Source organism: Pseudomonas quercus (assembly GCF_012033695.1).
GTDB lineage: Bacteria > Pseudomonadota > Gammaproteobacteria > Pseudomonadales > Pseudomonadaceae > Aquipseudomonas > Aquipseudomonas quercus.
This window is the reverse complement of the sequence record NZ_JAAVJI010000005.1, coordinates 247,511-262,401: the sequence shown is the minus strand read 5'-3', so window position 1 is coordinate 262,401 and position 14,891 is coordinate 247,511. Positions and strand designations below refer to the sequence as shown.

At 59.6% G+C, this 14,891-nt stretch carries 15 protein-coding genes; 10 read left to right on the top strand and 5 right to left on the bottom strand.

Annotation, left to right across the window (positions count from 1 at the left end):
• Nucleotides 1-19 precede the first annotated feature (19 nt).
• Entirely contained in the window at nucleotides 20-967 is a 948-nt protein-coding gene (gene ispH, locus HBH25_RS11665) for a 4-hydroxy-3-methylbut-2-enyl diphosphate reductase (RefSeq protein ID WP_168084072.1), read from the top strand.
• On the opposite strand, the gene HBH25_RS23735 is transcribed toward ispH, so the two are convergent.
• Complete coding sequence (locus HBH25_RS23735) at nucleotides 960-1,493, bottom strand: GspH/FimT family pseudopilin (protein ID WP_168084139.1); 534 nt, start codon at nucleotides 1,491-1,493, stop codon at nucleotides 960-962. The genes ispH and HBH25_RS23735 overlap by 8 nt on opposite strands.
• Nucleotides 1,494-1,626: 133 nt before the next feature.
• Here HBH25_RS23735 and HBH25_RS11655 point away from each other — a divergent pair, with 133 nt between their 5' ends.
• The 7 genes from HBH25_RS11655 to thiO are packed head-to-tail and all read left to right on the top strand — an operon-like array spanning nucleotide 1,627 to nucleotide 8,549.
• Nucleotides 1,627-2,109, top strand: a complete 483-nt coding sequence (locus HBH25_RS11655) for a GspH/FimT family pseudopilin (RefSeq protein ID WP_168084138.1) — start codon at nucleotides 1,627-1,629, stop codon at nucleotides 2,107-2,109.
• On the top strand, nucleotides 2,106-2,594 hold the full coding sequence (gene pilV / locus HBH25_RS11650) for a type IV pilus modification protein PilV (protein WP_168084071.1): 489 nt from the start codon (nucleotides 2,106-2,108) through the stop codon (nucleotides 2,592-2,594). The genes HBH25_RS11655 and pilV overlap by 4 nt, the downstream gene beginning before the upstream one ends.
• Complete coding sequence (locus HBH25_RS11645) at nucleotides 2,591-3,313, top strand: PilW family protein (protein ID WP_168084070.1); 723 nt, start codon at nucleotides 2,591-2,593, stop codon at nucleotides 3,311-3,313. The genes pilV and HBH25_RS11645 overlap by 4 nt, the downstream gene beginning before the upstream one ends.
• Before the next feature lie 12 nt (nucleotides 3,314-3,325).
• Complete coding sequence (locus tag HBH25_RS11640) at nucleotides 3,326-3,820, top strand: pilus assembly PilX family protein (protein ID WP_229631890.1); 495 nt, start codon at nucleotides 3,326-3,328, stop codon at nucleotides 3,818-3,820.
• The gene (locus tag HBH25_RS11635) at nucleotides 3,807-7,010 is read left to right on the top strand and encodes a pilus assembly protein (protein ID WP_168084069.1); all 3,204 of its coding nucleotides are present in this window, start codon (nucleotides 3,807-3,809) and stop codon (nucleotides 7,008-7,010) included. Before HBH25_RS11640 ends, HBH25_RS11635 begins: the two co-directional genes overlap by 14 nt.
• An 8-nt stretch (nucleotides 7,011-7,018) precedes the next feature.
• Nucleotides 7,019-7,435, top strand: coding sequence for a type IV pilin protein (locus HBH25_RS11630; protein WP_168084068.1), 417 nt, complete (start codon nucleotides 7,019-7,021; stop codon nucleotides 7,433-7,435).
• 19 nt (nucleotides 7,436-7,454) lie between these two features.
• Nucleotides 7,455-8,549, top strand: coding sequence for a glycine oxidase ThiO (gene thiO / locus HBH25_RS11625; RefSeq protein WP_168084067.1), 1,095 nt, complete (start codon nucleotides 7,455-7,457; stop codon nucleotides 8,547-8,549).
• 90 nt (nucleotides 8,550-8,639) lie between these two features.
• Here the strand turns inward: thiO and HBH25_RS11620 are convergent, their stop codons facing one another.
• The 4 genes from HBH25_RS11620 to HBH25_RS11605 form a co-directional block, all read right to left on the bottom strand.
• The gene (locus HBH25_RS11620) at nucleotides 8,640-9,980 is read right to left on the bottom strand and encodes a sigma-54-dependent transcriptional regulator (RefSeq protein ID WP_168084066.1); all 1,341 of its coding nucleotides are present in this window, start codon (nucleotides 9,978-9,980) and stop codon (nucleotides 8,640-8,642) included.
• A 2-nt stretch (nucleotides 9,981-9,982) separates the two neighbouring features.
• The gene (locus HBH25_RS11615; protein WP_168084136.1) at nucleotides 9,983-11,575 is read right to left on the bottom strand and encodes a two-component system sensor histidine kinase NtrB; all 1,593 of its coding nucleotides are present in this window, start codon (nucleotides 11,573-11,575) and stop codon (nucleotides 9,983-9,985) included.
• The gene (locus HBH25_RS11610; protein ID WP_168084065.1) at nucleotides 11,565-11,795 is read right to left on the bottom strand and encodes a PP0621 family protein; all 231 of its coding nucleotides are present in this window, start codon (nucleotides 11,793-11,795) and stop codon (nucleotides 11,565-11,567) included. Before HBH25_RS11610 ends, HBH25_RS11615 begins: the two co-directional genes overlap by 11 nt.
• Before the next feature lie 120 nt (nucleotides 11,796-11,915).
• Nucleotides 11,916-12,941: an outer membrane protein assembly factor BamD gene (locus tag HBH25_RS11605; protein ID WP_168084064.1), complete on the bottom strand. Its 1,026-nt coding sequence runs from the start codon at nucleotides 12,939-12,941 to the stop codon at nucleotides 11,916-11,918.
• A 158-nt stretch (nucleotides 12,942-13,099) separates the two neighbouring features.
• On the opposite strand from HBH25_RS11605, the gene rluD reads away from it, so the two are divergent.
• Nucleotides 13,100-14,062: a 23S rRNA pseudouridine(1911/1915/1917) synthase RluD gene (rluD, locus tag HBH25_RS11600; protein ID WP_168084063.1), complete on the top strand. Its 963-nt coding sequence runs from the start codon at nucleotides 13,100-13,102 to the stop codon at nucleotides 14,060-14,062.
• Complete coding sequence (gene pgeF, locus HBH25_RS11595; RefSeq protein ID WP_168084062.1) at nucleotides 14,059-14,799, top strand: peptidoglycan editing factor PgeF; 741 nt, start codon at nucleotides 14,059-14,061, stop codon at nucleotides 14,797-14,799. Before rluD ends, pgeF begins: the two co-directional genes overlap by 4 nt.
• Nucleotides 14,800-14,891 lie beyond the last annotated feature (92 nt).

Genomic DNA, 14,891 nt, shown 5'->3' with positions numbered 1-14,891 from the left:
CAGCGCCGCGGAGCCCAGCATGCACATCAAACTCGCCAACCCCCGTGGCTTCTGCGCGGGCGTGGACCGAGCCATCGAAATCGTGAACCGGGCGCTGGAAGTGTTCGGGCCGCCGATCTACGTGCGTCATGAAGTGGTGCACAACAAGTTCGTGGTCGAGGACCTGCGCAGCCGTGGCGCCATTTTCGTCGAAGAGCTGGAGCAGGTGCCGGATGACGTCATCGTGATCTTCAGCGCCCACGGCGTGTCCCAGGCCGTACGCCATGAGGCGGCTGGCCGGGGCTTGAAGGTGTTTGACGCCACCTGCCCACTGGTGACCAAGGTGCATATCGAAGTGGCTCGCTACAGCCGCGACGGGCGTGAAACCATTCTAATCGGCCACGAAGGCCACCCGGAAGTGGAAGGCACCATGGGCCAGTATGACGCCAGTAACGGCGGCGCTATCTACCTGGTAGAAGACGAGGCTGACGTGGCTGCCCTGCAAGTGCGGGACCCGAACAACCTGGCGTTCGTGACCCAGACCACCTTGTCCATGGACGATACCAGCCGGGTGATCGATGCGCTGCGCAGCCGCTTCCCCAACATCGGCGGGCCGCGCAAGGACGACATCTGCTACGCCACCCAAAACCGCCAGGACGCGGTCAAGCAGCTAGCGGATGAATGCGACGTGGTACTGGTGGTCGGCAGCCCCAACAGCTCCAACTCCAACCGCCTGCGCGAGCTGGCCGAGCGTATGGGCACCCCGGCCTACCTGATCGACGGCGCCGAAGACCTGCACCAGGCCTGGTTCGACGGTATGGGCCGCATCGGCATCACAGCAGGCGCCTCGGCGCCGGAAGTGCTGGTGCGTGGCGTGATCCAGCAGCTCCAGGCGTGGGGCGCCACTGGCGCAGACGAGCTGGCTGGCCGAGAGGAAAACGTAACGTTTTCGATGCCCAAGGAGCTGCGGGTGAAAACCCTTAGTTGAGGGGGCAAAGGTTCGTGGGGAGGCCCTCTCGGGTCACCCGAACCCGGCCACTGCGGGCAATAACCACCCTTCGATGAGCAGCCACGCCGGGGTCACATAAATGGAAGGTGCCGGCTAATGCACCGCGGTTTGCCAAGCGCGGCACGCCCAGGAAATCGAAGGCAACCTGTTCTCGAAGGTTTTGCGTAGGTACGACAGCAAACGGCCAGGGGCCTGCCCGGTGCACAATAACTGGGTTGCTTGGGTCTTTAGGCCCTTTACCACTGTTGTCCACAACCATCCGCCATCCATTGGCCCAATCACCTTCCAACGGCTGCAAGATTACCGTTCGATTTCGCTGTACAGCCTCTAGTCGAGCATTTCGTAGCCCACTGGCAAGCTCATCAGCAAACGTCAGCCTTCGTTGGTCGACGATCAATTTAGAGAAAGCAGGTGCTCCTAGGCTATACAGCACAGCAAGCACAGCCATTACCGCTAATAGCTCAATGAGCGTGAGGCCTTGTGAGGTTCTACGGGGGCGAGGCATGTGTTCATTCCTTGAAAAAATTGCGATCCCTGTGCGTCCGATGCACTGGTTCCCATGAAATAACCGTATATGCTTTGCCCAGAAGTCCGACGCTGAGCTGGTTTATAGTCAGCGCGTCGAGGTGGAGGCCGCAATGCGTCAAGGTATCAAGGGATTTACCCTCATCGAATTGCTTATCACCGTAGCGGTCATGGTCATTGCCGTGACCATGCTGGTGCCAGCGTTTACGACGTTGATCGCACGCAACCGTGCCAACGCAGACATGGCAGAAATTGCACGGGCATTGGGCTATGCACGGCTAGAGGCAATCAACCAGGGCCTGCACACGCGGTTGATGCCGGTACCCGGCCAGCTGTGGGCAGGGCAACTTCAGGTGGCCAAGGTTTCCGCATCCGCCTCGTTGACGGTGCTGCGACTACTTCCAGCGCTGGGAGGCAGCGCCACACTGGGCGTGGTAGGTAATGCTGGTACGCCTGACTATATCGAATTCAATGGCCTTGGCGCCCTGGACAGCCCCTCTGTAGCGACCACACTTAACTATGTGAACGGTAGTGAGGCCAGAACGGTAATGGTGTGTGTGAACGGCCGTGTGGTAATAGGCGGAAACTGCGGATGAAACGCCAGGCAGGTATCACGCTTATCGAAGTGCTGGTTGCCATGTTGATAATGACCCTGGCATTGCTAGGTGCTGCTGCACTTCAGCTCAATTCCCTCAAGTATACAGATAGCGCCCGAATACGAACCCAGGCAAGTTTTGTTGCCTATGACATGATGGAGCGGATACGGGCCAATAATGCGGTGGACTATACATTGCCGAACCTTGCATCGGCACCTACTACGCCTAGCCCCACAGACCCGAAAAATCAGGATTTATATGACTTCGCAAATAACGTTAAGGCGTTAAGTATCGATCAGTCATTACTCGCCGCCTCTGTTACCTTGGATAAAGGTACCTACACCGTTTCGATTACCTGGGATGACAGCCGGGCAGGAAATACGGTTACCTCCAATAACAGTGACGGCACGGGGACTACCACCCAACGCTTCGTTCTTACCAGCCGTGTAATTGCCCCCCCTGCCAGCGCGACGACAACGCCATGAAGTACAGACAGCAAGGCCTTAGCCTGATCGAACTCATGGTGTCCATGGCATTGGGGCTGATCATCGTACTTGGGGTGACCCAGGCATTCATCTCTGCCAAAAACACTTACCTGACACAAAATGCAGCCTCCGCGATGCAGGAAGATGCTCGCTATCTTCTCAGCCGAATGAGCCAGGAAATTCGCATGGCTGGTATGTTTGGTTGCCTGGCTACCATCACCCCCCCCGCTAACAGCCCGCTGGTTTTCAAGGACGCGCAAACAACACCTATTTCGTGGACGCTCGACAACGCCAATGGAAACAGGCTGATGTTGGTGACAGCGGACGTGGGCAGCGCCAGCACTGCGCCGACGTGGACGGTGCTATCTGACTGCCTAGCCACCGCAACCGCTTACAATGGCGCTGCGGTAGCGGCAAGCGGCCAGCAAGCGTTTCTGATTCGCCAGGTGTTTTATTCGTTTCGTAATAACACTATCTACACGGGGGCTGTAGGAGCACAGCAGCCATTGATCAGCAATGTTTCAGAGTTCAACGTGTCGTTCGGGTTGGCAGCCGATGCCACCAGTGCTGCAGTGACCAGCTATGTGGCGGCGCCTACCAAAGTGCAAATGGAGCTGATACGTACTGTTCGGCTGAGCCTTAAAATGACCGACCCTAACAACCGTGCCAGAGACCAGAGCTATTCCGTGGTGGCTGCTTTGCGCAACCGGTTGCAGTAAGGAACACAGATAATGGCTCTGTATAGAACACAGCCCGCCATGCGCCAGCGTGGAATGGCATTGATCGTTGCGTTGGTGTTTCTCCTGCTGCTAACCCTGTTAGGCCTCAACTCCATGCAGAACGCTACTTTGCAGGAAAAGATGAGCAACAGCGCCCAGTTCCGGAACCAGTCGTTCCAGTTGGCAGAGGCAGCGCTAAGGGTCGGCGAGGCTGCTGTATCGGCGCCTACCTATCCTCTACCGTTGTGTGCGAGCCCTGCGGCCTGCGCGCCCCCGGACACATCAAAAGTTACCGGCCCCGGAACGTTCGGGTATGTGACGTGGGTGAGCGCAGACGCCGGTGGTTTGTACGCTGTGCAACGCATTGGTGCCACAACGGGGGCAGTCTGGATCAATGGCCAGTCCGCCACGTTGTACCGGATTACTGCAATAGGCTACGTAGGGTCTCCGGACCCAGACCAGAGCACTGCACGCAGCGTAGTGGAGAGCATTTATGCGAAATACTAAACCCCGCACATGGCGCACCACCTTCAAGGCCATGCTCGGCGGGGCTGTGCTAGCCTTGTATTTGTCAGCGCCTGCTTACGCGGCGTTCACGCCAACCACTGCGCCCTTGTTAAGCTCGGCTGCTGTAACGCCCAACGTGATGCTGCTGGTCGATAACTCAGGCAGTATGAATAACGTTATTCGGGCGACGGCTTTCGATCAAACGGTAGTGCGTGCGCAATTGTACACTTGTTATTATACCTATAATTATAATTATAATTATTATAATTATGATGAGGATTGTAATAACGTTTCTGCTCAGAATATGGAAAATGAAAACTTTTTCCTTGCAAACTTGGTCCGTACTGGGTGCGGTAACGGGTATTATGCTTTCTCCCGTTCCGCTAATGGTGGTTTGAATAACCGCGTCTGTTTGAAGTTGCCTGATCCTGTAGGTGGTGGCAATACACGCTACTCAACCCGTTACCTGTCCTACCTCATCGGGCTGCTGGGCCCCTCTGTAAAAACCAAAGATTATACCGATGGCTCTATTCCCACGGACTACCGCATAAATGTGGCCCGCACCGTATCTTCGTCGTTGGTTACGGCAAACCGCGCTCTACGCATGGGGCTGGCGACATTCAACCCACCTACAGGTTCGGACCAAGGACCTGGGGGGAACATCGCGAAAGCCATTTCCGATTTGCAAGCAAGGGGCGATACTACGGCTGCGCAGGCCAATACCAACTACAACAGCCTGCTGAGTGCCATAAGCGGCCTAAGTGCCCAGGCCAACACGCCCCTGGCTGAAACTTACTATGAAATCACGCGCTATTTTCGTGGCCTTGCGCCTTATTACAATACGTCGCCCAGCACCTATACCAGCCCGATCCAATACCGGTGTCAACGTAACTTCGGCGTTGTCATTACCGATGGCTTGCCAACCTATGACCGTACATTCCCTCCCAAGGACCCTGCGACCACCGACTCAACCAACCTGCCTAATTGGGACAACAAAGCCAATGATGGGGACAATCTCAACGGCGATACGGAGGGGGATACGCTCTACTTGGACGATGTCGCGAAATTCGCCTATGACATCGACATGCGCTCAACTGGCACGGATGCTGCTGCCAAAAGTTGGGACGCTACCGATTTCCCCAAGCAAAACATGTCCACCTATACCGTAGGCTTTACTGCAGCCAACGAAATGTTATCTGACGCTGCAAGCTATGGGCGTGGCAGGTACTACCAAGCCACAGACAGTGCGACCCTGACAGCGGCATTGACTCAGGCACTTAACGAAATCAGCTCCAAGGCAGGGTCTGGCGGTGGAGGTACGACAGCCTCTTCAGTCACTTACAACGCCAACTACTATTACCAAAGCCTTTACAACCCTTCGGATTGGAGCGGCACCCTCCGCGCCTACGCATTTGCCAGCGATGGGACATTGGATACCAACGGAGCGCCAAAGTGGACGACAGACACGACCATGAAGGTTGGTTCCGGTGCGGGCAGCTTCCAGTCCTGGAATACCACAACCAACCGGCCTATCGATCTGGCGTTTGCCAACTTTTCGCCTACTCAGCAGGCAACCCTTACCAATAGCCTGGCAAGCCTCAGTACCCGGAACGGCACAGGGGCCACCCTCACGGGGGTAGACCTTATCGAATGGGCAAAAGGCACCAACAAAGCAGGCCTGAAAACCCGCTCGCTTTTGTTGGGTGATGTAATCGATTCCCCTGTGGTGCTCGCTTCAGCCACTGCACAGACGGCATCCGACCTCACTGGAGATACCAGCTACAGCACTTATCTGGCCACCAAGGCCAAGGGTATGAGCAACACTATTCTGGTGAATGCAAACGATGGCTTCACTAACGTCATAGACGGCGCTACAGGCGCACGCCGTTTCGCCTACCTCCCCTCCACAACGCTGCCAAACCTGTATCAGGTTGAAGACCCTACCTATGTGGACGGCACCACACACAGGTTTCTCAACGATGGCTCGCTGGCCGTATTTGACGCACAGGTGAGTAACGTTTGGAAAACCATTGCCTTCGGAGGGACGGGAGGCGCGGCCAAGGCGTTTTATGCCATACAGTTATTCGACGCCAGTGCTGGAGACTCATTCAAGGCTTTATGGGAAATCCGCGCACCGGACACGGCTAATGCCAGTAACGGTTTTAACGACCTGGGTTATGCCTACGCTCGCCCGGAAGTGGCACGGCTTCCCGATGGCACCTGGGCTGCATTTATCAGCAACGGCTATGGCAGCAATACCGGGGTAGCAGCGTTGTATGTGGTAAACGCAGCCACCGGGGCGCTTATCAAAGAGATTGTTGTAGACAGCACTGAAACAGATAACGGCCTGTCTTCTGTCAAACTTGTAGTCAATGCCGCTAACGTGGTGCAGGCGGCATATGGGGGGGACCTCAAAGGGCGCATGTGGAAATTCGACCTTAGCAGCACGGCTACCTCAAACTGGGGCGTGGCCTTCTCCGGAAAGCCGCTGTTCACGGCCCCTGGCGGCGCTAGCCAGCCCATCACTGCCCAGCCACTGATCACGGCCAACACCACCAACGGTTACATGGTGTCTTTCGGTACTGGCAAATTCCTGGAAATCGCCGACAAAACGTCGAGTACCACTCAAGGCTTTTACGCTATCTGGGATGCGTCCAATAGCACGGGCAGTTACACGGTGAACGACCTGCAGGCCCAAGCAATCACCGGAACATCCACCATCAATGGAGACACCTACCTGACGGTTTCCCAAAATGCGGTGGATTACCCAAACAAAAAGGGCTGGTACCTGCCGTTGAGTTATAACGGCACGATGGTTGGGGAGCGAGTGATCTACCAAGCCACCTATACCCGCGGGCGGATCGTTTTCACCACGGCGGGTGTCGACACTTCAGACCCTTGTGCTGCCCAAGGCTTTGGGCGGTTGATCGAGCTGGAGGCAATCAGCGGCAAAATGCTCTCCTATGCGGTTATCGACACCAACGGCGATGGCATTGTGAACTCGGACGATGCCGTGTCGGCAGGCGTCAACTTCGCCAGCGGTATCCCCACGCTCAATGCCGTGGTCAGCGACAAGAGCGGCACTGCCGACACCAAGGTGGTCAATACCTCGGATGCCAAGGTCAAGGCTATCAAGGAGCTGGGTGGAAGCGGCGGTGCCCGGCGGATCATGTGGCGGCAAATACAGTAGGGATGACGATGAGAACCGCAAGCAAAGGTTTTACGCTAATAGAGTTGATGATAGTCGTGGCGATCGTAGGGCTGCTGGCCGCTATCGCATACCCTAGCTACATGAGCTATGTCCGTAAAAGCCATCGAGCAGAAATAGCCCAACTGCTGGTAGAGGCGGCCCAGGGGCTGGAGCGTTACTATTCGTTGGCAGGGCAATACACCCCCAGGCAAGGTGTGGTGGATTACAACCTTCCCAACAGCAATGCCTGGTACAACTTGGCAGTGAATCGTAGAGAGCAGGCCTTTACCATCACAGCCACCCCAGCAAACAACACCATGATGGCCACCGATGTATGCGGCACATTCACTATTGATCAGACAGGGCGGCGCAACAATCCTACAATGACCGCAGGTGTCACTACCGCTTATTGTTGGGGCCGCTAGGCCGTTTTGCTGAGTAAACATGAGTACTGCTGACCACACCCTCATCATCGGCGCAGGCGTTATTGGCCTGATGACCGCCCTCAACCTGGCCAGCGCAGGCGTTCAGGTAACCTTGCTGGACCGCCAGCACGCGGGCAGAGAAGCCTCCTGGGCCGGTGGGGGCATCGTCTCGCCTCTCTACCCCTGGCGCTACAGCCCGGCGGTTACCGCCTTGGCCCACTGGTCTCAGGAATTCTATCCCCAACTGGGCGATCACCTCTTCACCCGTACGGGTGTGGACCCGGAGGTGCACGTTACCGGCCTGTACTGGCTGGACCTGGAGGATGAAGCGCAGGCCTTGGCCTGGGCACGGCAACAGGCGCGTCCTCTGAACAAGGTGAACATGACGGACGTGTACCGCAAGGTGCCTGTGCTGGGCGCAGGCTTTGCCAGCGGCATCTATATGGGGGGCGTGGCTAACGTGCGCAATCCACGGCTAGTGAAGGCCCTGCGCGCCGCATTGGCGGCCCTGCCCAACGTTACGTTGAAGGAACACTGCTCGGTGCTGGGCTTTGTGCATAAGCAGGGGCGTATTCAGGGCGTGAGCACCGACGCAGGCGAGGTCCTGGCCGACCAGGTGGTGCTGACGGCCGGTGCCTGGAGCGGAGAATTGTTGGCTACGTTGGGCCTTGCGTTGCCCGTGGAGCCCGTGAAAGGCCAGATGATTCTGTTCAAGTGTGCCGAGGACTTTCTTCCGGCCATGGTGCTGGCGCGTACCCGCTATGCCATTCCCCGGCGAGATGGGCATGTGCTGGTCGGCAGTACCTTGGAACATGCCGGGTTCGACAAAACGCCCACCGAACCGGCCATGGCCAGCCTGCGGGCCTCTGCCGAGGCCTTGCTGCCGGCGTTGCGTGATGCCGAACCGGTTGCCCATTGGGCCGGCCTGCGGCCTGGGTCGCCTGAAGGTATCCCCTTTATCGGGTCGGTAAGCAGCTACCCCGGGCTTTGGCTGAACTGCGGGCACTACCGAAATGGTTTGGTACTGGCACCGGCTTCGTGTCAGCTGTTGGCTGACCTTATGTTGGAGAGAGCCCCTATTGTTGACCCGGCGCCTTATGCGCCGCCGTTTTAAAGGGGCAGTTCATTCGCAGGCTGGCGCCTGCTCCCACAAGGCCTACATCTAACTCAGCGTGTAGGAGCCTGCGCAGCGGGCGAATTGGGGCTATTCCAGCCCCAATTTCTTCAACCGATACCGCATGGAACGGAAGCTCATGTTCAGTCGCTGTGCCGCAGCCGTGCGGTTCCAGCGGGTTTCTTCAAGGGCCTGAAGAATCAGCGTGCGCTCGATGTTCTCCAGGTAATCCTCCAGGTTGTCCACCTCGGCCAAGCTGTGCTCGCCGCCTTCACGCAGTGCCCCGGTGTCTTCCACGCGCAGGTCAGTGGCCTCGATCGTGTCGTTTTCGCACAGGGTGTAAGCCCGCTCCAGCATGTTTTCCAATTCCCGCACATTGCCTGGGAAACGGTACTGGCGCAGGATCGCCTGCGCGCCCGGCGCCAATTGGGCGGGGGGTAGGCCGCTGTTGGCGGCCAGGCGCTTGAGCACTGCCTGTGCAATGACGTAGATGTCCTCGCGGCGCTCGCGCAGAGGTGGCACCCGCAGTTCGATCACATTGAGGCGGTAGTACAGGTCCTGCCGGAAACGCCCTGCCTGCACCTCTTGGGCCAAATCCTTATGGGTTGCACACAGCACCCGCACATCCACTACACGCTCGGTTTGCCCACCCACACTGCGGATGGCCTTTTCCTGAATGGCCCGTAGCAGCTTCACCTGCATTGCCAAAGGCAGGTCGGCCACTTCGTCCAAGAACAGGGTGCCACCCTCAGCGGCCTGGAACAGGCCGGGCTTGTCTTCCATGGCCCCGCTGAAGCTGCCTTTGCGGTGCCCGAAGAATTCGCTCTCCATCAGTTCGGTGGGAATGGCGCCGCAGTTCACGGGCACAAACGCCCGTTCATTGCGCGGGCCCTGTTCGTGGATCTGCCGGGCGACCAGCTCTTTACCCGTACCGGACTCACCGCTGATGTACACCGGTGCCTGGCTGCGTGCCAGGCGGTCAATCTGCTTGCGCAGGGCTTGCATGGGGGGCGAGCCGCCGATCAGCCGGTCGTCAGCGGCGACCCGCTCAGGGCTACCCAGGCTCAGGCGTAGCGCAGTGCCGACCAGTTCGCGCAGGCGGGGCAGGTCTACGGGTTTGGTCAGAAAGTCGAATGCACCGGCCTTCAAGGCATTGATGGCCGTGTCCACGTTTCCATAGGCCGTGATCATGGCCACGGGCACATTGGCGTGGCGCTGCTGAATATACTGGACCAAGTCCAGGCCAGAGCCATCGGGTAGGCGCATGTCGGTCAGGCAAAGGTCGAAGGCTTCGGCGGCCAGCCAGTCCTTTGCTTCCTTTACGTTACGCGCGCCCCGTGTCTCCAGCTTCATTCGGCCGAGGGTGATTTCCAGCAGTTCACGAATATCCGGCTCGTCGTCGACGATCAAAATCTTTTGCCGTTGCGTCATGGTCAGGCCTGTCTGCGGGCATGGGCGAAGGTAATGCGCATGCAACTGCCACCTCGGGGGGCCGGCCGGTAATCCAGGTGAGCGCGGTTGCCTTCGCACAGCTCCCGAGAAATATACAGCCCCAACCCCGTACCTTTGGTTTCTGTGGTGAAAAAGGGCTCGAAAATGTGTTGCAGCTTTTCCGGGGCGAAACCAGGGCCGTCGTCCACCACCTCCAGCACGGGCAGCCCGCTGGCCTTGTCCACCCCCAGCCTTAGCCAGACCTGGGCCGTGGTGTGGTTCAGGCCGCTGTAACGCAACCCATTCTGTACAAGGTTAGTCACAACTTGGGTGAGGTGGTGGGGGTCCATGCGAGTTTCTACAATGCCGGTGGGGCTTTCCATGTGCAGCCGTTGATGGCTTGGGGCTGTGGCCATGAATTCGTCGACGAAATCAGACAGCCACGCTTTCAGGTCCAGCATCTGGGGCTCGGCCGGGCGCCGGCGAGACAGTTGCAGCACGTTCTCGATCACCAGGTTCATGCGTTTGGACTGGTCCAGAATGATTTGCACCAGGCGCCGGTCTGGATCGTCCAACGTCTCGGACTCCTGCAATAGCTGGCCTGCATGGCTGATGGCACCCAGCGGGTTGCGCACTTCGTGGGCAATGCCGGCGGTGAGGCGGCCCAGTGCGGCAAGCTTGAGCTGCTGCGCTTGCTGGGCTATCTGCGACAGGTCTTCCAAGAAAACCAAGGTCTGCTGCCCCGCATTTCGGCTTAAGGCGATGAAGCTCACTTGCACAGGGGGGCCATCGGCCTTGAGCTTGAGGCTGTTTACCCGCAGCGCAGGGTTTACCCGCCATTGCAGCAACCGCTCGATCAAATCCGGCGCATGCAGGCTGATCAATTGACCAATAAGCACAGGTTTTCCAAACAGTGCCAGTGCGCCCTGGTTAGCCAGCTGTACCCGGTGGCCTGTGTCCAGTACCAGGATGCCCGTGCGCATGCGCTGCAGGATCAAGGCATTGAGCTCTTCCAGGTTGGTGACATCGCTGGCGCGCTGCTCGGCCAAGGTTTCACTGGTGCGCAGCAGGTGGCTCAAGCCCTGAACGATCAGGGCCACGGCAAAGCACAGTACGCCCAGCGAACCGGCCTGTACGTAATCATTAGGGCCTGCTGGCCGGGTGAAGCTCAGGTAGAACGTCAGGTAGATGATGCCGATAGACGCCAGGGCCGCAATCAGCAGGCCCAGGCGGCCACGCAACAACAGGTTGCTCATGGCCACCGAGGCAATCATGAGGTTGCCAATGCCACTGGCCGTACCGCCACCGGCGTAGAACAGCCCGGACAGCAGCACGATATCGGCTGTGGACAGGCTGAACACTTTGGCCGAGCGGTGTGCGCTGCCAAACGTGAGCGCTACCAGCAAGTTGAAGATCAGGTACAGCCAGCTGCCCACGCGGAACAGTTGCCCGTTTTCCAGCTCAAGCAGGCGGTTGTCCATGTCGCTGGAAATCAGCAGCACCAGGCTGATGCCGATGACCAACCGGTACAGGTGGTACAGCCGCAACATGCGTTGCGCCTGTGCCCGCCCGCCCATGGAGGTTTCAGCGATCAAGCTGGGCAGGGCCTTGCTCCAGGTGTGCACGGCTGCAGTACCACTGGCTGCCATTGGCCAAGGCGCGCTCGCTAGGCAGGTGCACACCGCAGTGCGCGCAACGGACCATGGACAGGGTAGTGCCGGAGGCGCGTGGCACAGGTGGCTTGGGAGACTTGAACCGGCGCCATGCCCAGATGGCGATGGCAACAAGGGCGATCCAGAAGATCAGGCGAATCATGATGGCGGGGCTTCTGCGAAAGGGAGGGTGCAGTGTAGCCAAGGGGAGCAGGGGAGGGCTAGCGGGCAGAAGCGCTGTGCAGCGATCACCCCAGTAGTGGGGCGACCGCTGCACAGGGGGTCAGTCGAACAGGCCGAAGGTCAGGCGGCTGAACCAGCTACGGTGCGGCTTGGGCGCATCGGTATCGGCTGGCGCGTCGTCGGCAGTACCGCCTTCGTCCGCAGGGCGCAGTTCACGCGGGATGTTGTCCTTGGCGTCCTGATATTGCTTGGCCAGTTCCTGGTTGGCGCGGCTTTCGCTCGGTGGCGGCGGCGCGTCGTTGCCCTCGATCAGGCCCAGTGTGGCCTTGGACAGCCATGAGCGGTCGTCCGCCTCTTCCTTGAGCGGCACGAACTGGCCGTCTTTCAGGCTGGGGTGGTCCGGGTAGTTGTACTTGAGGGTTTGCAGGCTGGTATCGGCCAGGTCATCCAGGTGCAGGTGCTGGTACGCTTCGGTCATTACGGCCAGGCCATCACCCACAGCCGGGGTTTCCTGGAAGTTTTCCACCACGTAGCGGCCACGGTTGGCAGCGGCCACATAAGCCTGGCGAGTGATGTAGTAGTGCGCCACATGGATTTCGTAGGCCGCCAGCAGGTTGCGCAGGTAGATCATGCGCTGCTTGGCGTCGGGCGCGTAGCGGCTGTTGGGGTAACGGCTGGTGAGCTGGGCGAACTCGTTGTAGGAGTCGCGCGCAGCGCCTGGGTCCCGCTTGGTCATGTCCAGCGGCAGGAAGCGCGCCACGATGCCACGGTCTTGGTCAAAGGAGGTGAGGCCCTTGAGGTAGTAGGCGTAGTCTACGTTCGGGTGCTGGGGGTGAAGGCGAATGAAGCGCTCGGCGGCAGACTTGGCAGCCTCCGGCTCGGCATTCTTGTAGTTGGCGTAGATCAGTTCCAGCTGGGCCTGGTCCGCATAACGGCCGAAGGGGTAGCGGGACTCGAGAGCCTTCAGCTTGGCCGTCGCACTGGTATAACTGTGGTTATCCAGGTCGGTCTGGGCCTGCTGGTACAGCTCCACTTCGCTCAGGTTCTCGTCGACCACTTCCTTGTTCGACGAACAGGCGGCAGTAAGGCCGACAATGGCGATCAGCAGCAGGTGTTTCAGTTGCATGGCGGCTTGCGTCCCTTAACAGCCGCTGTCTTGGGCGCGGCCGTCCTGTTATGATGAGCGCCCCGCGAACCTCCGGGACGAAAGACGCCGTATTTAACCACAAGCGCGCAGCTGAAACCAAAGGCTGTGCGGTCGCGCTGTTTCCTGTGTAGCCAAGCATGTCTGAGATCATCCGGCTTAGCGCCGAAGTCACCCCCGATCTGGGAGGCCAGCGCCTCGACCAGGTCGCCGCACAACTCTTCGCGGAGTTCTCCCGTTCACGCCTCTCCGCCTGGATAAAAGAAGGCCGCCTGACCGTCGACGGGGCCACCTTGCGCCCGCGCGATGTCGTACATGGCGGCGCCGTACTGGCGCTGGAAGCGGAGCAGGAAGCCCAAGGCGAATGGGTTGCCCAGGCCATCGAGATGGACATCGTCTATGAAGACGATCAAATCCTGGTGATCAACAAGCCTGCAGGCCTGGTGGTTCACCCGGCGGCCGGCCACGCGGATGGCACCCTGCTCAATGCCCTCCTGCACCACGTGCCGGACATCGTCAACGTGCCACGGGCTGGCATCGTGCACCGGCTGGACAAAGACACCACCGGTCTGATGGTGGTGGCCAAAACCCTTCAAGCCCAGACCAACCTGGTGGCGCAGCTGCAAAAGCGCAGCGTCAGCCGCATCTATGAGTGCGTGGTGGTAGGGGTGGTCACAGCCGGTGGCAAGATCAACGCGCCTATCGGCCGCCACGGTACCCAGCGCCAGCGCATGGGCGTGATGGACAACGGCAAGCCAGCCGTAAGCCATTACCGCGTGCTGGATCGCTACCGTTCCCACACCCACGTGCGGGTGAAGCTGGAAACCGGCCGTACGCACCAGATCCGCGTGCACATGGCCCACGTGGGCTTCCCGCTGGTCGGGGACCCGGTGTATGGCGGCCGTTTCCGTATTCCGCCGGCGGCCAGTGCCAGCCTGGTCGATGCCCTCAAGACGTTCCCGCGCCAGGCGCTGCATGCGCGCTTCCTGGAGCTGGACCATCCCACCACAGGCGAGCGCATCGGCTGGGAGTCTCCCTTGCCCGATGACTTCGTCTGGCTCACGTCCCTGCTCAAGCAGGACCGCGAGGCGTTCGTCGGATGAATGGCCTGTCCGGCAGCCTGCTTCTGCCGGACTGGCCTGCGCCAGCCCACGTGCGCGCCTGCGTCACCACGCGTGAAGGCGGCGTTAGCCTTGCACCCTTTGACACCTTCAACCTTGGCGGGCATGTGGGCGATAACCCCGCTGCAGTGGCTGAAAACCGCAGGCGCCTGGGTACGTTGTATGGCATCGAGCCTGCCTGGCTGTCCCAAGTGCATGGCATTGAGGTGGTGGAAGCGAACCCCCAGCAGCAGCCGGACGCCGATGCCAGTTGGTCGTCTACGCCGGGCATTGCCTGTACGGTGATGACAGCCGATTGCCTGCCCGCCCTGTTTACGGACCGTGCCGGTACACGTGTAGCGGCCGCCCATGCCGGGTGGCGCGGGCTGGCCAACGGCGTGCTCGAAGCCACGGTGGCCAGCCTTGAGGTGCCTGCCCAGGACGTTCTGGTGTGGTTAGGCCCTGCTATTGGCCCCTCAAGTTTTGAGGTGGGCGAAGAGGTGCGGGGCGCCTTTGTCGCCCAGCACCCCGCTGCACGTTCGGCCTTCGTGCCCGGCGCACGGCCTGGGAAACTGATGGCTGACATCTATGCATTGGCCCGCCTGCGCCTGGCCGCCATCGGCATCACCGCCGTGTATGGCGGCGGGTTGTGCACCGTCACCGACGAACGCTGGTTCTCCTACCGCCGTAGCGCCCGCACGGGCCGGTTTGCGTCGCTGGTATGGCTTGCAGGGTACTAACACGCTGTATCCCGTCGCCAGCTTGATCCCGGTCACGCCCCACCTGCTTGAATCTTGAACAATAGCCCCTATCTAACCGGTATCTCGGGCAG